Annotated in this window: 18 protein-coding genes and 1 pseudogene; 10 read left to right on the forward strand and 9 right to left on the reverse strand. The window is 64.2% G+C overall.

The window, feature by feature from the left end; translation table 11 throughout:
- Window positions 1-162: 162 nt before the first annotated feature.
- From F9B16_RS09100 to F9B16_RS09120, 5 genes are all read left to right on the forward strand, one after another.
- Window positions 163-1080, forward strand: a complete 918-nt coding sequence (locus F9B16_RS09100) for a hypothetical protein (protein WP_151539558.1) — start codon at window positions 163-165, stop codon at window positions 1078-1080.
- A 184-nt stretch (window positions 1081-1264) separates the two neighbouring features.
- A complete protein-coding gene (locus F9B16_RS50745; protein WP_192808680.1) occupies window positions 1265-2731 on the forward strand; it encodes a hypothetical protein in 1467 nt (488 codons plus the stop codon).
- Between the two features lie 24 nt (window positions 2732-2755).
- The gene (locus F9B16_RS09110; protein WP_151539560.1) at window positions 2756-3820 is read left to right on the forward strand and encodes a hypothetical protein; all 1065 of its coding nucleotides are present in this window, start codon (window positions 2756-2758) and stop codon (window positions 3818-3820) included.
- A gap of 133 nt (window positions 3821-3953) precedes the next feature.
- Window positions 3954-5432, forward strand: coding sequence for an SCO6880 family protein (locus tag F9B16_RS09115; protein WP_151539561.1), 1479 nt, complete (start codon window positions 3954-3956; stop codon window positions 5430-5432).
- Window positions 5429-6994, forward strand: a complete 1566-nt coding sequence (locus F9B16_RS09120) for a P-loop NTPase family protein (RefSeq protein WP_192808681.1) — start codon at window positions 5429-5431, stop codon at window positions 6992-6994. The genes F9B16_RS09115 and F9B16_RS09120 overlap by 4 nt, the downstream gene beginning before the upstream one ends.
- A gap of 604 nt (window positions 6995-7598) precedes the next feature.
- Here F9B16_RS09120 and F9B16_RS09125 read toward each other — a convergent pair.
- Together F9B16_RS09125 and F9B16_RS54090 are read right to left on the reverse strand one after the other, a co-directional pair.
- The gene (locus F9B16_RS09125; RefSeq protein WP_192808682.1) at window positions 7599-8855 is read right to left on the reverse strand and encodes a C40 family peptidase; all 1257 of its coding nucleotides are present in this window, start codon (window positions 8853-8855) and stop codon (window positions 7599-7601) included.
- 220 nt (window positions 8856-9075) lie between these two features.
- Entirely contained in the window at window positions 9076-9708 is a 633-nt protein-coding gene (locus F9B16_RS54090) for a DUF6668 family protein (RefSeq protein ID WP_404800486.1), read from the reverse strand.
- Between the two features lie 1673 nt (window positions 9709-11381).
- Between F9B16_RS54090 and F9B16_RS09135 the strand changes: the two genes are divergently transcribed.
- The 3 genes and pseudogenes from F9B16_RS09135 (at window position 11382) to F9B16_RS09150 (ending at window position 13696) form a co-directional block, all read left to right on the forward strand.
- On the forward strand, window positions 11382-11921 hold the full coding sequence (locus F9B16_RS09135) for a hypothetical protein (protein ID WP_151539563.1): 540 nt from the start codon (window positions 11382-11384) through the stop codon (window positions 11919-11921).
- Window positions 11922-12501: 580 nt separating this feature from the next.
- Window positions 12502-13280: pseudogene (locus F9B16_RS09145) on the forward strand (IS5 family transposase).
- A 212-nt stretch (window positions 13281-13492) separates the two neighbouring features.
- Entirely contained in the window at window positions 13493-13696 is a 204-nt protein-coding gene (locus F9B16_RS09150; protein ID WP_151539564.1) for a hypothetical protein, read from the forward strand.
- Between the two features lie 538 nt (window positions 13697-14234).
- Here F9B16_RS09150 and F9B16_RS09155 read toward each other — a convergent pair.
- The 6 genes from F9B16_RS09155 to F9B16_RS09180 form a co-directional block, all read right to left on the reverse strand.
- Window positions 14235-15161, reverse strand: a complete 927-nt coding sequence (locus F9B16_RS09155) for a hypothetical protein (protein ID WP_151539565.1) — start codon at window positions 15159-15161, stop codon at window positions 14235-14237.
- 80 nt (window positions 15162-15241) lie between these two features.
- On the reverse strand, window positions 15242-15811 hold the full coding sequence (locus tag F9B16_RS09160; protein ID WP_151539566.1) for a GAF domain-containing protein: 570 nt from the start codon (window positions 15809-15811) through the stop codon (window positions 15242-15244).
- 10 nt (window positions 15812-15821) lie between these two features.
- Window positions 15822-16193 carry a DUF742 domain-containing protein gene (locus tag F9B16_RS09165; protein WP_225991487.1) on the reverse strand — a complete coding sequence of 124 codons (372 nt, stop codon included), beginning with the start codon at window positions 16191-16193 and terminating at the stop codon, window positions 15822-15824.
- A complete protein-coding gene (locus tag F9B16_RS09170) occupies window positions 16190-16621 on the reverse strand; it encodes a roadblock/LC7 domain-containing protein (protein ID WP_151539567.1) in 432 nt (143 codons plus the stop codon). The genes F9B16_RS09165 and F9B16_RS09170 overlap by 4 nt, the downstream gene beginning before the upstream one ends.
- A 27-nt stretch (window positions 16622-16648) precedes the next feature.
- Entirely contained in the window at window positions 16649-18208 is a 1560-nt protein-coding gene (locus F9B16_RS09175) for a sensor histidine kinase (RefSeq protein ID WP_151539568.1), read from the reverse strand.
- A gap of 209 nt (window positions 18209-18417) precedes the next feature.
- The gene (locus F9B16_RS09180; RefSeq protein ID WP_151539569.1) at window positions 18418-18765 is read right to left on the reverse strand and encodes a MerR family transcriptional regulator; all 348 of its coding nucleotides are present in this window, start codon (window positions 18763-18765) and stop codon (window positions 18418-18420) included.
- Window positions 18766-18828: 63 nt separating this feature from the next.
- Here F9B16_RS09180 and F9B16_RS09185 point away from each other — a divergent pair, with 63 nt between their 5' ends.
- Window positions 18829-19164 (forward strand): putative quinol monooxygenase, encoded by a 336-nt coding sequence (locus F9B16_RS09185; protein WP_151539570.1) that lies wholly within the window; start codon window positions 18829-18831, stop codon window positions 19162-19164.
- A 425-nt stretch (window positions 19165-19589) separates the two neighbouring features.
- On the opposite strand, the gene F9B16_RS09190 is transcribed toward F9B16_RS09185, so the two are convergent.
- On the reverse strand, window positions 19590-20243 hold the full coding sequence (locus F9B16_RS09190; protein WP_151539571.1) for a hypothetical protein: 654 nt from the start codon (window positions 20241-20243) through the stop codon (window positions 19590-19592).
- Window positions 20244-20531: 288 nt separating this feature from the next.
- On the opposite strand from F9B16_RS09190, the gene F9B16_RS50750 reads away from it, so the two are divergent.
- Window positions 20532-20882: a hypothetical protein gene (locus tag F9B16_RS50750; RefSeq protein ID WP_192808683.1), complete on the forward strand. Its 351-nt coding sequence runs from the start codon at window positions 20532-20534 to the stop codon at window positions 20880-20882.
- The last annotated feature ends 53 nt before the right edge of the window (window positions 20883-20935 follow it).

Here is a 20935-nt window from a genome sequence, read left to right on the forward strand (position 1 = left end):
CCGCACAGTACCGCAGGGGTTCGCCACGCTCCTGATGCCGGAATTCGCACAGGTCGCATGCCTCGCTCGATGGCACGTTCCAACTGAGCGCCGCAATTGGACGATCGAGAGCGAGGCCCGATCAGATGATCCAACACCCTACCCAATGCCAGGAGGTAAACGATGAGCGCAGACGACCTATGGGATTGGCTCTGCCGCAAACTCGTCATCTGGGCGCTTTCCAACCTCCAGACGCTCCTCACGTGGTGGTTGACCAGTGACGCATACAAGGTGCCGCTGACCGGAAAAAAGGGAGGCGTACTCTACGACCTTCGCACGCACATCAATTGGCTAACCGCAGTGATGGTCTTCGCCGGCTTTCTGGTCGCGGCCTTCCAAATTGCGATTCAACGCAACGGCAAACCCTTTCGAGATGTCCTCTCCCAATTTTTCTCATTGACAGTGATATCTCTCAGCGTGGTTACCATCGCGAACCTTGCACTCATCCTCATGGACAGGTATTGCAACTGGATCATCACGGGCATGGAGCCGAAGAACAAGGACTGGATCAAGTACTGGGACGGCCATTTGTTCGATTCCCTCAAGGACCCCGATGGATCGTCGTCCTTTATTGTCGCATTTTTCGCGCTGGCTGCGGCACTGGCCTCGGTGATCCAATTCGCGCTGATGTTCTTTCGTTCCGCCGTCCTCATAATCATCGTGGGCCTTCTTCCTCCAGTGGCCGCATCGAGGTTCACCTCATATGGGAACGCCGCGTATCGCAAGATGGTCCATTGGGGGATCTCATTCTATCTGTTTCAGGGCGTTGCCGCAACGATCTACGGAGTGGCGCTAAAATTGCTGGCATCACCATATGAAGCCGATCACCTTATGGGCCTAGCCCTGGTCGGCGGCGCCGTGTTCGCCCTTCCTGCGACCCTGCGCGCAGTGGCCCCTGGAGTTCCGGAAGACATGTCCTCCTTCGGCATACGTCAGGTCGGGCATTTCACCTCCGGCGGCACCGCCATAAATATCAGCAAGGGGCAAGGAATCTGGACTAGGTGGACGGGAATCGGCAGCGGGCCGAGGCGACAAAAATGACGTGCCGTCGCTCTTCCGAGAAAGACGAACCGATGTGAACCATTGCCGTAACGCGCATTCGTGTTCGCTGCCGCATTCTTAGAGCGGAAGTTCGCGGCAAGACCTCCCGTCGAAGCGGGAAGGAGTCGGAACATCCAGTCTGATCACGTTTTGTGACATCTACATTGTTGGGAGATTGCTCAAGATGAGCCCGGACGATGTATGGGAATGGTTCTGCAATAAACTGCTGACGTGGGCGCTGTCCAGCCTCCTGACACTCCTCACCTGGTGGCTCACCAGTAACGCGTACGGAGTGCCGCTGACAGGTGAGAAGGGCGGTGTGCTCTACGATCTTCGTGCGCATATCAACTGGCTCACCGCGGTGATGGTCTTCGCCGGGTTCCTCTTCGCGGCTTGCAAGACGGCGATGCAACGCGATGGTCAGCCTCTCCGGGAAATATTCTCGCAGCTCCTCTCTTTGGTCGTGATCTCGTGCAGTGTGGTCGCCATCGCAAATCTGGCATTCATCCTCATGGACAGATATTCAAACTGGGTCATCACGGACCTGGCGCCGGAACAGAAAGACTGGAGCAAGTACTGGAATGCCAGATCATATGATTCCCTCAAGGGCGATGAGGCCGGACCGAGCTTTCTCGTCGCCGTCTTCGCCTTTGCTGCGCTCGTGTCCTCAGTGATTCAATTTATCCTGATGCTGTTTCGGGCCGGCGTCCTGCTGGCCATCGTCGGAGTTCTTCCGCCGGTCGCGGCAGCAAGGTTCACCTTGCATGGGAACGCCGCATATAAAAGTTTCCTCCGTTTGGGGGTATCGCTCTGGTTGTTCGAGGGCATCTCCGCGACGATCTACGCTGCAGCATTGGATCTGATGGCATCCCCATACGAAGCCGATCGCCTTACAGGTCTGGCTCTCGTGGGCGGTGCGGTGTTCGCTCTGCCTGCGTCCATGCGCGCGGTGGTCCCCGCAGTCAAGGAAGACAATGCATCCTTCGGCCTACGTCAGGTCGGCCACTTCGCCGCCGGCGGTACAGCTGTGACTCTCAGTCAGGGAGCCGGAATTTGGACCAGATGGACGGGCATCGGTACCGGGCCGAACGGTGGTGGTGGCAGCGCCTTTGCGAGGTCGTCGTGGTGGCGCCTCCGTTCGAGCGCTGATAGTTTCAGCGTCTTTGAGTGGCTGTCGTGGCGGATCCGCGATCCGAACAACTTCCGCCGTGGCAACGGCGCCGGCCCCCAGGGCGCGACTGGCCCCGGTCCTACCGGCCCCGGCCCCGGCCCCGGCCCCGGCAGCCAGCCCACCACCGGCCCAGGCCTCACCGGGCCCGGTACCGGCATCCAGCCCACCGCCAGACCGGGCCCCAGTGGCTCAGGCATCCAGCCCACCGCCAGGCGAAGCGCCGCCGGGGACACGAATAACCCCTTGGATTTCGAGGAAGAGTTCGTTCCCATTGTTGAGCCCTATCGGGTTCCCGATCCGGACTTTCGCATTCTTGAAGAGGGGGCGCGCATAGAGTGGGACAGCATCGAGTGGGATAACGGGCCGAGCGGCAGTGGCGGGAACGGCAGCGCCAGTGGAAGCGACGGGCCGAGCGGCAGTGGCGGGAGCAGTGGCCCAAGTGGCAGCAACGGCAGCGGTGGCCCGACAGGCAGCCGGTAAGCTCAAGAAATGAGGTGGACAGGAATGGTTTTCAATCACCCTGAAGCGTTTTCGGTGCCTGACCGGAATCAGGACGTCCCGAGACGCAGGCCTGTCCGGCTCGCCGCTTTCTTTGCACTGAGTGCCTTGCTGGCAGGGATCGGTCTCGTTGTTTTTGTTCAATTCACCTCGGTCAGCTCACATCTCACAAGCCGAGGAGGAATGTTTGCCACTCCGACCATTCAGATGGCAGAACTATCGGCGGCGGCCAGTCTGAGAAAGAAGGAGTGCGACCGAACGGGCAACTGGAAGAATATAGAAGACGCCATGTGGACCGTTAACAATGGCGAAGATGGGGGATGTTTTCAGTTCGACGCAAAACGCGGTCGAATAAGAGTGTGTGACGAGCATCCGGACAGCCATGTCGTGCGCGGCACGGTCGGCCTTGTCGATTTGAATCACCCCCAGGGCAGAGTCGTGGCCGAAGTACACAGGGGCGGGAAGGGTCATTGCCGCGAGTCTAGTATTCCAAAATACAACAAGAGTAACGTATACAGGTTCAAGGTTTGTCTGGCCCGAAGCTACGATGATCCAGTCGGATATTGCAACATGAGTGACAGTAAGATGTGGCCAAGAGTGGAAAGGCATGGAGACTATTGTCAGGTTGTATGGGAAAGGGATGGCGCCGACGCCGCCGTCGATTGCGTGGGGGGACTGGAGGAATTCTGTGGCTCCTTTGTCGATAACCCGCTCAACAAGGATAGGGAAAGATTGTGTGGAGATCGACCGGAAGCCATAACGCCACCCAAGCCGAGAAATGAAAAGCCGAATATTAATGCCCGACCTGATCTCAGTTTGCCGCGGGGTCATGCGAAGGGTGTCGGGAAGGTTACCGAACCCTTGCGGCCGGTGCTTCGCTGGTTGGTCTGGACAGCGGCGGGCGGATGCGTGTTCGGCATCATCATCTTCGGCGGTAAATTGGGGTTGCGACACCACCGAGGTGAAGTCGACTCATATGCCGGCGAATTCGGCTGGCTAATGCTCGCATGCGTCATGGCTGGTTCAGGATTCGCCATTGCCTTCGTTGCTATTATTGTCGACCCGTTTTGACGTTGGAGGCAACTCTTGAAGCCCCTCATGGTGCTTCTCTCCACGAACGGCCGCCTGCATGGCAGTGTCGCCGAATGGCGGAGAATGGCAGCCTAGGTGGCTGCCAGTAGATCTAAGAATGAGGTGAACCGGAATGGCCTCTGATCGTGAGCCCACATATGGGAACTGGCGTAAGCCCGTCTCTCCGGGGATCGGGCGACTGGGACTGGCCGGCACCCTGATGCTCATGGCCGGGCTGGTCGTCATCACCATGATCGCCATGGTGTCGCCGAAGGCCAGCGCGCTCGGCATCGTGGTGCTGGCGGTGGTCATGCTTCCGCTGGTCATTCAGGACGCGCAAGGGCGGACGGCCCTCCAGTCGCTCACGGCCCGGTTCAACTGGTGGTGGGGGCGCTCTCACGGCTGGCATCTTTACCGGTCGGGGCCGCTGAGCGTCACCTCTCGCGGCTCATGCCGCCTTCCCGGGCTGTTGGCTCGGTCTCGGCTAGTCGAAGGCCGTGACTCCTACGGGCGCCCCTTTGCCCTGGTCGTGATTCCCTCGACCAGGCATTACACGGCGGTTTTCGAGTGCAACGCCGAAGGGGCGGCACTCGTGGATCAGGACCAGGTGGACGCATGGGTGGCCCACTGGGGGCAGTGGCTGGCCTCGCTGAGCTACGAGCCGGGTCTGGTCGCCGCGAGCGTGACCATCGAGACGGCTCCCGACACCGGCAGCCGCCTCAAGGAGGAGGTCTACGCCAACCTTGATCCGAATGCTCCGGAGTTGGCCCGGGCCGCCCTCGAGGAGATCGTCTGGAACTACCCCGTGGGTAGCGCACGGGTCTCCACGCGTATTGCGGTCACCTACGCGGCCCTGCCCCAGCCGGGAGGCAAACGCCGCGACCAGGAAAGCATGGTGCGGGAGATCGGGATGCGGATCCCGGGGTTGATCTCGGGTCTGGAGATGACCGGTGCCGGCGCCGCTCGCCCGATGACCGCGGACCAACTCGCCCGCGCCGTGCGGATCGCCTATGACCCGACCGCGCAGCCGAACATGGAAACCAGTGAGGACCAGGAAGTGCGTTGGGAGGACGCAGGGCCGGTCGCAGCGCAGGAATCATGGGATCACTACGTTCACGACAGTGGCCATTCCATCACCTGGGGGATGTCCGAGGCTCCTCGCGGTGAGGTGTTGTCCAATGTGATGACCGGATTGGTGGCCCCCCATCACGATATCGACCGCAAGCGTGTGACCTTCCTCTTCCGGCCGCACGACCCGGCCTCCGCAGCTCGGATCGTGGAGCGGGATCGCAGGGACTCGCGCTTCCGCCTCGACGGCAATGCCAGCGCCGCCCGGAACGAGATCGACGTCATGAAGAGCGACCAGTCGGCCATCGAGGAGGCCAGGGGCGCGGGCGTCACCCGGTTCACCATTCTCGTCACCGCAACCGTGCATTCGGCCGATCAGCTTCCGGTCGCGGCAGCCGCTGTCGACACGCTCGCGGCCCCCGCTCGGCTGCGTTTGCGTCGGATGTACGGCGCGCAGGCGTCATCGTTCGCGGCGGCCCTGCCGCTGGGCATCGTCCTCCCCGACCATATTCAAATTCCTGCGCTAGTAAGGGAGTCTTTGTGAGCAGTTCGCTGGAATCACTTTTTAGTGACACCGCCGAAGAGCGGCACGCCGAACATGCCGATGATGCGAAGAGGAAGAGCAAGAAGGAAAAGGCCGGCAAGCCCGAACCCAAACCCGGGGTCAGAGGGTTCAGTCGCCGTGGCGGGGGCCGGGTATCGCACGTGGAGACGCCTTCGGAGTGGCGTGGGACCACCGTCCAGGTGTGCGGGCTGTGGCCGTTCGGAGCCGGTTCCGGGACACCTATGGTGGGCGTCCCACTGGGACGTGAACTGACCACCGGTGCCACGCTCTGCTGCGATCCGATCTCGTGGTTCCAGCGCGCGAACTTGATTCATAATCCGTCGGCCCTGCTGCTGGGCAAGCCGGGACTGGGCAAGTCGACCCTCATTCGCCGGATGGTGGTGGGGTTGGTGGGGCAGGGAGTTTTCCCGATGGTGCTCGGTGACCTCAAGCCCGACTACGTCGATCTGATCCGGGCGATGGGCGGGCAGATCATCAAGCTCGGCCGCGGGCTCGGATCGCTGAACGTGCTCGACCCTGGCGCGACGACCGCCGCGGCGGCCAGGCTGCCGGAGGAGGCGCGGACCAAGTTGATCGCCGACGCGCACGGCCGCCGGCTCAATATCATGGCCGCGCTGCTCACGATCCTGCGTGGGGGCCCGATCGCCGACACCGAGCGCACCGTTCTCAATGCGGCCCTGCGAGTGCTGGACGAACGTCATCGTGGTGTGCCGGTCCTGCCCGATCTCATCAGAGTGATCGATGAGGGGCCGGAGCGGCTCCGCGCGGTGACCCTGGCCCGCGGGGACGAAGCACGGTACCGTGCGGCCGTCGATCCGCTGCACGCCTCGTTGCTCGGGGCTTTGGACGGTCCGATGGGTGAGACGTTCGCGCGCCAGACCACCACCGCGATCGACTTGGACAACCCGGGCGGTGTCTGCATCGATATCAGTGGCATCGACGACGCCGACGCCGAACTTCAGGCCGCCGTCCTGCTGGCGTGCTGGTCGGACGGTTTCGGCGCGATCGAGGCCGCGCACGCGCTGGCCGACGAGGGTTTGGCGCCGCAGCGGCACTTCTTCGTCGTCCTCGACGAGTTGTGGCGGGTCCTGCGGTCCGGGCGCGGCCTGGTCGACCGAGTCGACGCCCTCACCCGCCTCAACCGGCAGCGCGGGACCGGCCAAGTGATGATCACGCACACCATGGCCGACCTGATGTCGTTGAGCGACCACGCCGACCAGCTCAAGGCCAAGGGCTTCGCCGAACGCGCCGGCATGGTGATATGCGGCGGCCTGCCTCAGGCGGAGATGTCCATGGTGAACCAGGTGGTGCGCCTGTCATCCTCCGAACAGAGCATGATCGTCGACTGGTCGACACCGCCTTCCTGGAACCCCGATCTCAAGGAGGACAGCGAACCTCCGGGACGCGGCAGGTTTCTCGTCAAGGTGGGCGGCCGCCCTGGCATCCCGTTCAGAGTAGAGCTCACCTCCGTCGAACGAGACGTCAACGACACCAACAAGCGTTGGATCAACTCGCCCACGAGATCTGTTCGGAGGGCTTAGTTGCCGTTGACGACGATGACATCGGAGATACGCCAGGGGGCATGTCGGGACGACTTGCCAAGCCTCATATAGACCACGTAGCTCGCAGTCGGTCCACGCCAATTATCTCGGCCAGTAGGGGTCGTAGCCAACTTCCACTGCCGAAAAGCGCCGGTAGGTCCATCGGTCGGGGCCCCGGCCTCCCGCCGAAGTGGCTCCAGCCGCACAGCGATGTAGGCTCGGTGGTGGCGCCACTCATCAGGGATAAATTGTGTGGGCTCTGCCTCGATCTTGGCTCGAAATTCGGGCGTAAGGTAGCGTGCAGCCCGCAGTTTTGCGTCTCGTAACCCCGTATCGGCAATGCTGTCAGCGGTGTACATGATGGTCAACACTTCCCTCGAAAGTGCTGTCGCTTCTTGTTCGTGAATGCGGTCAGGGGTTGGCAAATCATCCGGTAGACCCGAACGCTGCGATGGCGAACCCTGGATCACAGGAATACTGTGCGCCGCCCCAGGAATGGGGGGCGGCTGTTCATTCTGTGCTTGTTCACCGATGCCACAGCCGGCCACTAGTGCAGTGACCGGAACGACAAAGCAGATAATACCGAGTCTGCCGACCGCTCCACTTACCACGTCGCACCTCCGCCGGATTCCTCGCTTACAGGAGCCATTGCACGGATCACCTTCGAAGGCTCGTTTTTCGTACCCGGGGGCGGCGTGACTCGAAGAGCTCCCAGATAACCTGTCCTGCCGTCAAACTTGCTGAACCTGATGAAGTCACCGCTTCTCGTAGCCTCGACCATCCACCGCACGCCGCTAACCTTGCCGTAATAGATGCCCATATGTGTGGGCGCAGGGCCATGAAAGAAGACCAGATCGCCTGGGGCCTCTTCACCACGAGGAACTCGGATCCCCATGTTGCTTCTCCACATCGCCTGCGATGTACGAGGCATCGAGATCTTCCCCTCGGACGCCTGGTAAACGGCGTATTGGGCAAGGCTCGAACAGTCGAATCCTACAACTCTTCTCGCGTCATACCCCGACGGTGAGCAGCAGATGCCGTGGTAGGGACCAGTTACTCTTCCGCCACCCCACGAATAGGGCGTGCTCTCGTCGTTCTGCTGCGGCGGCTTCGGTGTGCCTGTTTCCTTTTTCGCCCAGAATGCAGCCGCATCGGCAATGCGTTGACCAAAGGTTCCAGATCCAAGTCCAGTTCCCGGCGAGCAGGCGCTTGCACCTACAGAGTTGGCCGCTGAAAGTGTATGATTTTTGTCATAAATATTTGCTTGCGCCACCACAAGTTGGACATATGCGTCCTGCTTCGACGGATCGTAGGGAGCGCTGGCGCCGTGATTGTAAGCGAAGATCGTCCTTCTCAACTCGTCGTCCGTGAAATCCCTATCTAGAGCGCCGTAGGAGGGAATCTGGGTTCTCAACATCTTGGCCGCGCTATAAATGGCGTCGGCTGCGTCGTACCGGTCGGCGCCGTGACCGTCGGCGTCGTCCTTGTACTGGTTGAAGGTTCCCAATTTGAATTGCATCGGCCCCGCGGCCCCCGCCTCGTTCGGCCCATCTTCACGGGACGCGCCGATGGTTCCGTGCTTCGTCTCCACCCATCCGACCCCAGCGAGGATATTCCACGGAATCCTCCATTTTTCCCCCGCTTCGCGATACAATCTGTAATAATTCGAGGGAATGCCATTGGGTGCCGCCTTTGCGTTTGCCTGCGCTACCCCGGTCCCCGCTTGATGGTTAATCGGGGCACAAGCCTGCTGCATTCCAGAATTTCCGATTGGCAAGACCAGCAAGACGACTATGAACATAAACAAAAGACCTAGCAGGCCGATGGTGTTACATCCCACCACAAAGACGATCAATCTCATGCTGACAATGGCCATCCTCTTGCCCGTGAGCACTGGTCGTCTATTCGACATGTCAATCCACTCTTTGGAAACTGGGCTTCATTCGACCGACCCGCAAGGATCTTCGTCTTTCATCTGAAAGTCAAGGAATCGCAGCATCCAAGTTTTCTCGACGAAATTTATTTCCCGCAAATCGCGTGACAATGAACTGCATTGTTCATTTGTGCCGCTAAGCACTGTTTCAATTATGCCGTTCACTGGAGACTATGCGTTCAAGATCCTTGACTAATTGTGAATAGGCGGACGGTAGCCTCACCTGCTCCGGGGGGACGCCTAGCCGCAATGCCTCCACCCACGGAAGCTGCCATAGCCTCGGCACGCCTCCGGAGATCAACTGCACGAGATCGCTCAGTGGTTTCGGACGCTTTCCAGGTGCGTCCGCGATCACTACCAGTCCCAGCAGCCGGACGTTCGGCAGAACGCCCGCGGCCCATTGGCGGGCGGCGGCCTGGATCGCACAGAGCCCGGACGCATGGCTGCGAGCGACGAGGAGCACGCTGGCCTGACCAGGAAACGGTGGGGTCGGCCAGTACCGTCCGGCACTCATGCTTCGCGGGATGAGGGCGGCCAACGTGGACGTGCCGGCTCCCCCGTGGCATGAAGACAGCCAGACGCCGGGGCCTTGGCCGCTGTAGCCGGCCAGTCCCAGAGAGCTCGTCGGTGGCGGCGCCAGGTGCGCCGGCACAACCGCCTGGGCGCCGAACTCCCCACCCGGGGCGACCTGTGCTCGAGCGGAGTTCGCATCAGGAGCTGGCATGGCCGGCACAGCCTTCAGAGTGGATGGCCGCTGCAGCCCGCTGCCTGGCAACGACATTTGCACCCCTGACACCCCCCTCTACCGAACTACCAAGTACTCGGTCTCCATACTGACGACGCCGCAGTGCTCGTTCAGAACGGTCCACGGACCGCCTGTAGCGGCCGGCCCTGCGACCCGGCTCTGCGGTATCGACTGGAATCCAAGAGCCGGTAGTACGGATGGTTATCGATCGGCCTCCCGAGCAGCAGCTCCGTGTTATAGGACTGACCGTCCCTAGGTCGTCGTGATCGTCAAGCGCTGCGCCGCAAAATGGCTGCGGGTCGCATGGCCGCAACGCTTGCCGCCTCGCCGGTACGTGGTAACGATCCGCCTCGGGTATCCCGGCGGGCACCGGATAGGGGCGCGGTGGCAACAAGGGGCGTTCTGTTCCGAAGCCGAGAGGCCGAGCATGAGTGAGTCGAGTGGGGCGCACGGCGATGACACGTCCGTCATCGAGCGGTCGCCGCGGGAACCCGAGGCCTTCGCCGAAGTCTGCCGCCGGTACGCCACCGGACATCAAGCGATACGTGATGCGCCGGCTGGGTGCCGTTGCCGACGAGGACGTCGTGGCCGGGACGTTCCTGGCGACATTCCGTCAGCGGGACGGTACGACCTGCCACGCGCCAACACGTGGCCGTGGTTGTACGGAATCGCCACCAACCTGATGGGACGGCATGTGCGCACGGAGGTGCAGCAACTGCGCGTCCTGGAGCGGATGGGCACCGACCCGGTCGTGGTCCCGTTCACCGAGCGAAGTAGCGAGCGGCTCAGCGCGGCGGCGTCACGTCGGGCGCCGGCTGGTGCGCTGATCGGACTTCCCGCTGGGGCACCACGACCCGCTGCTGCTCTTGGCCAGGGGTGACCTCAACTACAACAAAACCGCACAGGCCTTCAACGTGCGCGTGGGCACAGTGCGGTCCCGCATCAAACGCCCCCGCACCACGCTCCGAAAGCAACTCGGTGCGCCCCCTTCTGAGAACTTCGCCTGCGAGGGGCCCGTCCATGAATGAAATGACCGAGCTCGAGCAGTTCCGCTCGGATGTGCCGGGACTCGGCATGGCCGACGTGCACGCCGAGGAGCGCCGGCTGCTGAGCGTGTTGCAGGACTCGGCCCCGCGTCCCGAAGATCCCACAGCACGCGGTCCGAGGCGCGCCCCGGAGGCACCAGCTCCGAATCGGCCTGAGCGAGGCCGGTCTGGCGGCCGCCGCATTGGCGGCCGCGGCCGGTCGTGGTCACACAAGCGGGGACCCAGAGCCCTCCCCGATCGTCCATACGATGCCGGTGGCGTTGGTGCAGGTTCTCGAGCGAGCCGCAGACAACGCGGCCATGACCCCGGAACTACGCCCCAAGCCCAGGCAGTTCCTGGTGATCGAGTCGCGGAGCATGAACCCGTCGAACGCAGCACGGGCGGTCACAAGGAGCGGTATCCGGAGCGGACGAAGAGCAAAGATCTGGCTGCCCGTCGAAGGCGACGCCACGCCCGGCGTCGCCCAAGTAGAGGTCCTGGCGCCGAAGCCGTACCCGGGTTGGCCGATCCCGCCCGAGGCTCGCCAGAATGTCGGGCGGAGCGCGCCGGAGAGGATCGGAGGCGGCGACAATCGCGCGAGTACCCCCGAAGCGATTACTCCCATTTGAGCCGCCTGCCGACTGACCCGGCGAAAATGTACCAGCACTGTACACAGGTCCGGGGATGGACCCACACGCCGACGTGGTGGCCTGGCAGAACGCAGGAAACATGCTCAGCGGTGCCTACATGCCCGCCGCGCAGCGGGCGGCGTTGTCCCGGGCCGCGGGTGCGACCCATGGCGTGACCACCGTCGGCCGCGCTGTGGACGCGGCGGGCCGGACCGGTGTCGCCATGGTGCTGACCACTCCCGACAGCAGAATCCGCGACGAGTATATTTTCGATCAGGACACCTACCAGTACCTGGGCCAGCGTGTCGTCGTCACGAACGCCGATCAGGGGAGCACCGGTCGGCACCGTGCCGACCAACTCCGCGCAGCCAAAGGTCTCCGTCGCCGACCGCGCCCCGGCGGTGGGCTGACCCGTGATGGGCTGATCAGCGCCGAGCCGGGGTCGGGGACTTCCTCCGGCCACGGCTCAGCCGTCCGCAGAAACAGAAACGGTGGGATCGTTTACATGGGTGACCTTCCGAATGGACGCGAAGCGTCCCGAGACGACGAGCCGAGCCGGGCGACCGCGCGAACTCGGTCTCAGAATTGGCGATGAGCGCGCCGCCCCGTCCGGCCGCCGCCATCGGCTCCGCCGGCACCCCGGGGCGCAAACCGATCACGTAGTCGGCGTCCAATGTGCTGGCCGCGGCCACGCATCCAGCGGGCAGAGCCCGTACGGCCCTTCGAAAACACGACTTCCCTGGGGATGAGCGAAGCGAAGGCGTGGACCACCATCTGGTCCTTCGTCACCTCCACGGCATCAATGGCCCTGCGGGCCACGGCGGTGCTGGTGAAATCGGGAACCTCTTGGATGCCGGCGCTTGTCGTAGACCGTCACTCGGGTACCTGCCGAGCGCCCGACCATTCGCACCCGCTGCTTCACCCCGCTGCCGCACCGCTGGGTCGTCGAACGCACCATGGCCTGGCTCATGCCGCACCGCCGCCTGGCCCGCGACTACGAAACCCTCCCGGCCAGCTCCACCGTGATCCACATCACCATAATAACCAGGGACCAAACAGAAACCGCAGAATCAAACGTCCGCTAAGAGGTCATATCAAAATGTGTATGTGGCGCGATATGGAATGATGGTCGGGTGTGGTGTGGGTGGGTGCGTAAGGGCGAGCAGCCCCCGTGGATCGTGCCTGACAGCCTGTGGGAGCGGATCGAGCCGCTGCTGCCGAAGGTGGAGCGCGTAAGCGCCACGCTGGGCGTAAGGGACTGGACGACCGCAAGGTGCTGTGCGGGATCCTGTTCGTGCTGCACACCGGGATCCGGTGGGAGTTCGTGCCCCAGGAGCTGGGGTTCGGGCATGACGTGCTTGCAGCGGCTGGCCGAGTGGCACCGGGCCCGGTGTATGGGAGCCGCTGCACCGGCTGCCCCGGGAAGAACTGCAGGCCGCTGGGCAGCTGGACTGGTTCCGGGCGATGATCGACAGCTCCCACGTCCGGGCTTTGAAGGGCGGCCCAACACCGGGCCGAGCCCGGTAGACCGCGGCTGGGCTCCAAGCACCACCTGCTGACCGACGGCCGTGGCACCCCGCTCACTGTGTCGCTGACCGGCGGGAACCGCAACAACGTCACCCAGTTGATGCCGCTGCTGGAGGCAGTGCACCCGTCCGGGGCCGGATCGGCCGCCCCCGGCGAAGACCCGGACGGCTGCTGGCCGACCGCGGCTACGACCACGACAAATACCGGCGCCTGGTCTGGGCCAGGGCATCAAACCGGTCATCGCCCGCCGCGGCACCCCACGAGGGTCCGGCCTGGGCGTCCACCGCTGCGCCGTCGAACGCACCCTCGGCCTGCTGCACTGGTTCCGCCGCTCACGCATCCCGCTGGGAGATCCGCGACGACATCCACGAGAGCCTTCATGACCACCGCCGCAGCCATCATCTGCTGGCGACGCCTCGTCCGCTGATTCTGTTACGACCTCTAAGGCCGGCCGAGCTGCCCTCTCGATGAGACCGGGCCTTCGACAACGCCGGTTTCCGGAGCATGCGGACGAACGGGTGCCGGGCCGGGAATTTGCAGCAGGGCGGTCAAGCGCGCGTGGTCAAGACGCTGCGTTCCAGGACGGTTCCCTGTGGGCCCCGATAAGGATTTCGGGTCATACCGGCTAAGGAGAGCCTCGTGTACACCGCCAGCGCCACCGCCGTCACGGTCGTCAGAAACGAGACGAAGACCTACAAGCGCTCGTGCAGGCACGCGCATCTCACGGAGGCGAGGGCGGAACGCTGCGCACGGCATCTGGAGGACGAGCTCCGGGAGTTGGCCGGCGACCACGCCGACCGACTGACGATCACCCGCACGGTCAGCCGGACGGGCGCCCAGTGATCACGGGTGACGGAGCCGGCCCCCGGTCGAAAACGCTTGCAGAATGCGGGGCCCCATCCGTGCCGGAGCGGCGGGCGAACTGGTCGGATCAGTGAGGGCTCGGGAGGCGTCCACTGGGCGGCGTCATCGGATCTGGGTGCCATTGGCCTTGCCCTCCCCGCCGTCACGGCGACCGGAACGGTGGCGGGGCTCGGGCGCCGCAGCATGGCCGGTGTCGCTTCCGGTACTGAGCCATCCGCTCCATCCGGCGGTGCGCGCCGCACGCGGGCTGCGCTGAGACCTCCTACCGTGTCGCCGAGCATGTCGTGACCGGTCACGACATGCGGCACGGAGTACCAACGGCGTGCCGGCAGGGACGAGGTGGGCAGATATCGGGTGGTTGCCCCTCCGACGGAAAAGGGGCAACCACCCGGGATACGCCGAACGGCGTTTCCACATATGAGGGGAGGCCTCCCCTCGCACAGATGGACCGTCCGGTCGACGGGTGGCGCCGCAACCCGTTGTGAGCGGCGACACGTTCAAGCAGCGACGCCGCCCTTTACCGTCTTTCGGGCTGCCAGGTCATCGTGGGGATGCCGGGCCTGGAAGGCCGGGGCCGGCTTTGCACAGGGCCGCCGAAGGAGTACTCGACCCTGTGCATGTGCCATTCGCCGTCCCCGGTCTCCACGGTCTCCGAATAGACGGGAAGCCGGGTCTGCGGATCGATGTAACGGACGATGTCCAAGGCGGACACACCCGCGGCCAGCAAGCCGTACGGGTGGGTAGTCGCATCGAGTTCGGTGTACTTGAAGGCGTCCAGGTACATTCCCGCGCCGATGGGGTCCCCGCCGCCGTACACGTGCGGCGTCACCGCGATCTCAAGGCGAACGTACTGCTTGCCGGCCCGTTCGACGATGCTCTTCCCGCGGGCGCTGATCAATCCCTGGTAGCCGGAGAGCTGCTGGACGAAAATGTCGGCCTGCTGCTGCGTCAGGCCGCCGACGCCCAGCCCGTCATTGAGCCAGGCCTGGTCCGCGAGAGACGGGCACTGGTCGCCTTTCAGACTCCAGCGGCCCACGCCCGAGAAGAACCAGTACTGGGACCTGCTCGGGCACCATGACGCCCACGCGACGGTCGGCCGCCCATCGGCCACGATCACCTCGGACTTCTCCATGCGCACGTTCTTGGTCCGGTAGTCGATGCCGGAGGCCACGGCCTCGCGCCTTCCACCGGGATAGGCCTCCTTGGTCGAGTAGTACTCCTGGACCAGATTGACGGAAGGCTGCAGTGCTTGCCGCCGCAGTGAATCCAGATAGAGCTCGCGCGCGTCCCCGCCCGCCGCGGCGGCCGCTCCGTTATTGGCGGCAGCCGCGGTATCGGACGCCTGTGGCCTTTCTCCGCGATCGCCTGCCCTCCCGTTGATCACTCCGCAGCCGCAGGCTCCCGCCAGCAGCGTCAGTACCAGACCGTGTCGAAGAAGACGCACCGCACACTCCTTTCCCCTCATCCCCGCGGAGACGTCCACACCACGCGAATATCTTCAGCAAGAGCCATAGCGGAGGGCGCTCACGTTTCCGTAGCCGCCCGGCTCGTGGCCGGACGTCTCCCCCGGGCCGCCCTGCGCTCAATCTTCTCCATCAACTCGGCCGCCTGGGCCTTGATGAACGCGACCTCTTCCTCCCCCCAATCGCGGGGCTTGGTGTCGATGACGGCGACGGTCCCCAGGACCACCGTCCCATCCATTAGCGGAGCCCCCAGATAGGAGCGGGCCCCGATCGCGTCCACCACCGGGTTGCCGGCGAAGATGTGGTAATCCATCACCTCATCGAGTGCCAGCACGCGCTTGCGCGCCTGCACGTAGATGCAGAAGCCGCTGTCACAGGACATGACCCGCGAGGAATCGTCCTCCGGGTCGTCCGGCGCAGGATGGAACCCGGCGAAGTACTGCCGCTCCGGCCCGATGATGTTGACTCCCGCGATCGGTGCGTCAAGATTCCGTGCCAGAGCCGTGGCGAACGCGTCGAATTCCGGGGACGGCTGCTCGCGCAGGAGACCGAGTTCCCGTAACCGGGCGGTACGACGATCCACGTCCGTGTCGACGGGGGTGACGAATCGGAGAGCGGAGGAAGGGTTCATCGGTGACTCCTTAAATTTGCTGTAGACCATCGAGCAGCTTTTCCAATAGATCCCGCCCGTAGATGCCGGCCGGAGAAGGCGGAGCCTGCGCGGTGACGGCTCCGCAGTCCACGAGATCCGCCACGAGGACCTTCACCACAGCAACCGGAAGACGCATGCGCGCAGCTACCTCGGCCACCGAGATCGGCATGCGGCAAAGCCGGAGCGCCTGGACGTGCTCCGGTTCCAGACCCGACACGGCACGGCCGGTGGCGAGCATCAGCGAAAGCAGGTCCAGCTCGACCTTCGGACGGGTCCGGCCCCCGTTCATCGTGTACAGGCGGACCAGCGGGCCGGCGGCATCGTCGAGCCAGACCTCGTCTTCGCCGACGCCCACCGTCACCGCATCCGCTCGCCGGCGGTGGCGGCCGCCGAACGTGTGGCCGTGTCCAGGAAGGGGCGGACGGAGCCGATCAGGCGGGACATCTCGAATCCGACGACGGCCGGATCGGCGCTCCCGTCCGCCAGGACCGCCAGCACCGAATTGTACCCGGCCCACGAAATGAAGAGCTGACTGGAGTGGAGCTCCGCCGCGATCTGGCGGACTTCGGAACCGCCATCGAATTCAGCACTGGCGGACCGCGTCATGGAGAAAAGCCCGGAGGCGAGCGCCGCCAGGTATTCCGCGTTCGTGCGCTCAAGGCCGTGCATGGCCTTCGTCAATCCGTCCGAGGACAGCAGGACGCACCCGCGGATCGCGGGGACTTCGTCCGCCAGCCCCTTGAGGAGCCAGGCCAAATCCGAAGAGTGATTCTGCGCGAAACCGGACATTGAATACTCCTTACGACTCGCCCTGCATTACGCGCCGGCACTTTTCGGGTCGTTCCCCGGAGTGGCCCCGTCGCCATCGCGCAAGCCCTTGCGGAAAGCGGCCATCAGCGCATGGTTCGGCTGGATATCGGCGACGCCGATCGGTGCCGCGGCCGCGGCGGGCGGCTCGGGCACCGGCCTGCCCTGCGCTCGCCGCCTCGGCAGCCCCGGACGCCCGTCGACGTTCATCGGGGGCGTGGCCGAAGGGTGGCCGTCCGGCGGGAAGGCGGTGGTCGCTTGCTGCTCCCTCCGCTGCCCAGACGGCCCGCTCGGGTACGCGCCGACCGGAGGCGCCGGGTGTGCGCCGATCCCCGGCGTTTCCGCACCGATCAACTCGTTCGGGATCACGACCACGGCCTGCGTGCCACCGTAGATGTTCGTCCGCAACTCGACTCTGATCTTGTGCCGACAGGAGAGGGCGGACACCACGAGCAGCCCGATCCGGCTCTCCTTCACGAGCCGGCCGGTGTCAATTCTCTGCCCGCCCGTGAGGAGGTCGTTCAGCCGACGCCGGGTGTCGGCGGGTATGCCGAGCCCGCGGTCCTCGATCTCGACGGCGATGCCGGCGGTCACCGTCTCGGCGCGAACGAGCACCTCCGTCCCCGGCGGGGCGAATTTCGTGGCGTTCTCGACGAGCTCCGCGAGCAGGTGGACGACGTCGGCAACCGCGCTCCCGTCGAGCGATCCATCGACGGGGAGGACCACCTTGACCCGGTCGTAGTGCTCTACCTCGGCGATGGCCGACCGAACCACCTCGTACACCGACACCGGCCTGCTCCATTGACGGCGCGGGGCGGCGCCGCCGATGACAGCGAGGCTCTCTGCCTGACGGCGCACGCGTGCGGTGAGATGATCGACCTTGAAGAGCCCCTTCAGCAGCTCCGGATCCTCGACCCGCCCCTCCATCTCGTCCAGACGCTGAAGCGCCCGGTGCAGCAGGGTCTGCATCCGCAAAGAGAGTTTGACGAACATGTCGACTCCGCTCTCCGGAGCCTCCCGCGCCGACGAAGCCGCCGACTCGACGAGCGCGTTCCACGCTTCCTTCTGGGACTCCCTCAACTCCCACGCAAGATGCGTGACGGGATCCGCTGCCGGGGCAGGCGGGGAGGCGCCAGGACGATGAGGCGGAATCTCCCCGATCGCGATCTGCCTCTTCAATTCCCGCACTTCCTCCCGGCCGCTGAATACCAGGGACGTCAACTCGTTCAGGCGCAGGTGGGCCGACTCGGTTTCCGGCAGCGGGGCAGAGGCCGTCAAGCGCCCGCGCCAGGCGGGCGTCGCCGCAGAGACGACCGTGCCGTACAGGATGAGAACTGCCGCTGCCCCAACGAGGCCGAGTGCGAAGCGGGCCCTGTGCGAGGACGCCCCGGCCTCGATGAGGATCATTACTGCGGCCAGGCCCAGAGCCGCCATTAGGACTGACGGAAGGACGGTAAGGCCGAGCTGGACGACGCGAGCGTCGCCCAGGCGCCGCCGCCGAAGGGGGATGCCGGGAGACCGCACGCCTTGACGTTCGGCGGCGGTGTCGTGCGGTGAAAACTCAGGCATCGGTGTCCTTCGCTCCGGCGGACGAGAGATAGAGATGACCGTCCTGAGTCGGATCGAAGGCGCACGAACACGTTCCGCGTGGACCAGCTGGATACGCCCACGCCGGCTGCTGTGAACCCTTGAGAATGACCTCGGGCGACTGCCTCCTAAACGATCACTGTTTGCTCAGTGTCGGCTCCGCCAGGGCTTCCCGACGCGGGACAACCGGTTCAGGCTCGCGTGGAGGCTTCGAGAATGCCGCCCAGAGCCGTGCGCGCCTGGGTGAGGTCGGCTATGCGAGAGTCCATTTCGGTCAGCTGGGTTCTGAGGTGGTCGACAACGCACGCCTGGACCTCGGTGCCGTCGCCGACGAAGCAGGGCGTGAGTTCGCGGATGACCCGGGTGGGGAGCCCGGCGGCGAGCAAGGTGCGGATGCGGGTGACCGTGGCGGGCGCCTCGGGCCCGTAATGGCGGTGGCCGCCCTGGCTGCGTTGAGAAGTGAGCAGCCCCTGGGCTTCGTAGTAGCGCAGGAGCCGGACGGTCACGCCCGTCTCGCGGCAAAGCTCCCCGATCTTCATGTGACTCACCCCATAGGCACGCGGCTTGAATCTCACATTGATGTCACATCTAACGTTGATCACATGACGACGATTCCGACCGCCCCCGTACCCGCACCCGTTTCGCTCTACGGATTCCTGACCCCCAAGCCGGGGCACTCCGATGACCTCAGGAAGCTCCTGATGGACCTCGTCGAGCCGTCCCGGGAACACACGGGCAGCCTTCAGTACCACCTCCACGAGCAGGCGGATGGACGGTTCTTTCTCTACGAGGTATGGCGTTCGCAGGAAGACCTCGACCGGCATAACGCGACCACCCTCCTACGCGACTTCATGGCCAAAGTGCCCGAGCACATGGAAGGGGCACCCGAGGCCTACTTCGGCGTGATGAGAAGCCCCTACCCGGACAACGCCACCTGACCAGCCCGAACCCGCGCCCCACATGCCCCAAGAGTTCGGCCGCCCGGCGCCACCACACGATGGCGCCGGGCGAGGGGTCCGAATACGCTCGGCTACAGCGCAGCGGTGATCCGATGCCAATTACCGGCGGTCAGGTATGCGTCATATTAACGTTGCGCCACCACGAAGGTCGCAGCCGGCGGAACGTCTCAAAAGGACTCCTAATGCTGTCAAGCAGTCGGCCATCGCAGCCTCGGCAACTACCTTGCGACAACAACTTCCGGCTTGCGGGAACCTTGCAGTGGAACAGAAAACCTAGCGATGCCACTCGAAGGGGAACCCCTTCAGCGTCCGCGATAACGCGAATGGCCCGCCGTGGCAACGGAGCGGAAGGCCCGTGCAGGCGGTGGACGGGATGTCCCCATACCGGGTTTTATAGTGTCCCACTAGGAAGATCTGTTATCGCCAGAGATCACTTCGTGGGAACGGTGATACTCAGGACCCAGTACCAGTTTCGCCTCGTCGGTGAGCATTCCCCCGGGTCGCCCAGAAGGCACAGAGGTGAGCAGCCCCTTCTTCCTGGCGAGGCGGACCCAGTTTGCCGCTATCCGCCACTTGCAACCGCAACTCTGCGCCAGCTTGCGGACAGGGTCGGGGTAGCCGCGATCGACATACCACGAGTAGACGGCCGCGACCCGCGCGAAGAACTCGAGCGACCGACCCGCGCGCCCCGGCCGGGGGTTGGATTCGGCGGCGTTCGAGATTCGACCGATCATCCTCTCGATCTTTTCGAAAGAAGGGCCTTCCTCCGAGGTCCTTTCCATCGACCGGAACATCGCCATGACTTCTCTGGTGATCCGTGGGAGGGGGATCGCTCTCAGCACACCTGCCGCAATGCCGTGCTCAAGCGATTCCGGTGAGGCCTCCGGATCCGGTCTGATCGTCAACTCCCGAGGGCCCCCGGCAATAGGGGCGGGCCAGTGCATCGTCACCCGCCATGCTCCGATGACGAGCCGTTGCTCGATGCCGCCTGCTAGCAGCTCCCCCTGGTCACACTTGGCTTCGGGGGCCTGCATGCCTCTCGCCGCCCGCGTCTCCATCTCCGGCGTCCTGCCCAGCGCGCACACTTCAACGTCCCGGACGTTGTTCGACGGGCGAGCGCGGAAGCGTCCGGTCCGCCGGAGGCCAACCCGTTCCAACCCCCGGCGGCCGGTTCGCCGATCCGGCGAGGCCGCCGGCGCGACGGCGCGGACGCCGGGCCAGCGACTGGAACAGGTAGGCGAAGTATGTCAACGCCAAGGCGAACAAGAACACGCCCGGAACGAGGTAGTGCGTCCACGTCGGCATGACAACTCCTTGCGCTCGACTACAATCCCGAAGGGGAGAACATGTCGATCTTCTATTCCCGAAACTTATGGCCGCTCAGTCGCTCAAACCCGCGCGAGAAGGTTGTCTCCTCGAGCCTTGTCAACGCGATTCATCTCGTCGAGCAACTCTTCTGGGCTTTTTCCCTCGACCAGGATCGCCGATCCGTTGCGAGTCATCGCCCAGTAATGGCCGGACGCGTTCCCATACCAGCACAACCAGTGTTCCCGTCGCTGCTGGAGGTGCCGGATGATGTTCTGCGGGACCTGCCTGGGCGGCAAGGGGCCGTTGCTTTGTGTTCTGGGGTACAATGCGGTCACTCCACCATCCAAGACATCTTTGTTCTCTTTGAACGGTCCCGCCGAACGCCGTGAGCGCAAGTTCCTCACGGCCGTCTTTTGCCATGCCCCCTCGACGCCAATAGCCG

Source organism: Actinomadura montaniterrae (assembly GCF_008923365.1).
GTDB classification, from domain to species: Bacteria; Actinomycetota; Actinomycetes; order Streptosporangiales; family Streptosporangiaceae; genus Spirillospora; species Spirillospora montaniterrae.

Excerpts from the sequence above, each read along its gene's own strand:
- F9B16_RS50750 (WP_192808683.1), top strand. The coding sequence starts at position 20,532 with ATGTCGATCTTCTATTCCCGAAACTTATGGCCGCTCAGTCGCTCAAAC.
- F9B16_RS09110 (WP_151539560.1), top strand. The coding sequence starts at position 2,756 with ATGGTTTTCAATCACCCTGAAGCGTTTTCGGTGCCTGACCGGAATCAG.
- F9B16_RS09125 (WP_192808682.1), bottom strand. The coding sequence starts at position 8,855 with ATGAGATTGATCGTCTTTGTGGTGGGATGTAACACCATCGGCCTGCTA.
- F9B16_RS09170 (WP_151539567.1), bottom strand. The coding sequence starts at position 16,621 with ATGTCCGGTTTCGCGCAGAATCACTCTTCGGATTTGGCCTGGCTCCTC.
- F9B16_RS54090 (WP_404800486.1), bottom strand. The coding sequence starts at position 9,708 with ATGTCGTTGCCAGGCAGCGGGCTGCAGCGGCCATCCACTCTGAAGGCT.
- F9B16_RS09190 (WP_151539571.1), bottom strand. The coding sequence starts at position 20,243 with ATGGAGACGCGGGCGGCGAGAGGCATGCAGGCCCCCGAAGCCAAGTGT.
- F9B16_RS09135 (WP_151539563.1), top strand. The coding sequence starts at position 11,382 with ATGGACCCACACGCCGACGTGGTGGCCTGGCAGAACGCAGGAAACATG.
- F9B16_RS09185 (WP_151539570.1), top strand. The coding sequence starts at position 18,829 with ATGACGACGATTCCGACCGCCCCCGTACCCGCACCCGTTTCGCTCTAC.
- F9B16_RS09175 (WP_151539568.1), bottom strand. The coding sequence starts at position 18,208 with ATGCCTGAGTTTTCACCGCACGACACCGCCGCCGAACGTCAAGGCGTG.
- F9B16_RS09100 (WP_151539558.1), top strand. The coding sequence starts at position 163 with ATGAGCGCAGACGACCTATGGGATTGGCTCTGCCGCAAACTCGTCATC.
- F9B16_RS09115 (WP_151539561.1), top strand. The coding sequence starts at position 3,954 with ATGGCCTCTGATCGTGAGCCCACATATGGGAACTGGCGTAAGCCCGTC.
- F9B16_RS09180 (WP_151539569.1), bottom strand. The coding sequence starts at position 18,765 with ATGAAGATCGGGGAGCTTTGCCGCGAGACGGGCGTGACCGTCCGGCTC.
- F9B16_RS09160 (WP_151539566.1), bottom strand. The coding sequence starts at position 15,811 with ATGAACCCTTCCTCCGCTCTCCGATTCGTCACCCCCGTCGACACGGAC.
- F9B16_RS50745 (WP_192808680.1), top strand. The coding sequence starts at position 1,265 with ATGAGCCCGGACGATGTATGGGAATGGTTCTGCAATAAACTGCTGACG.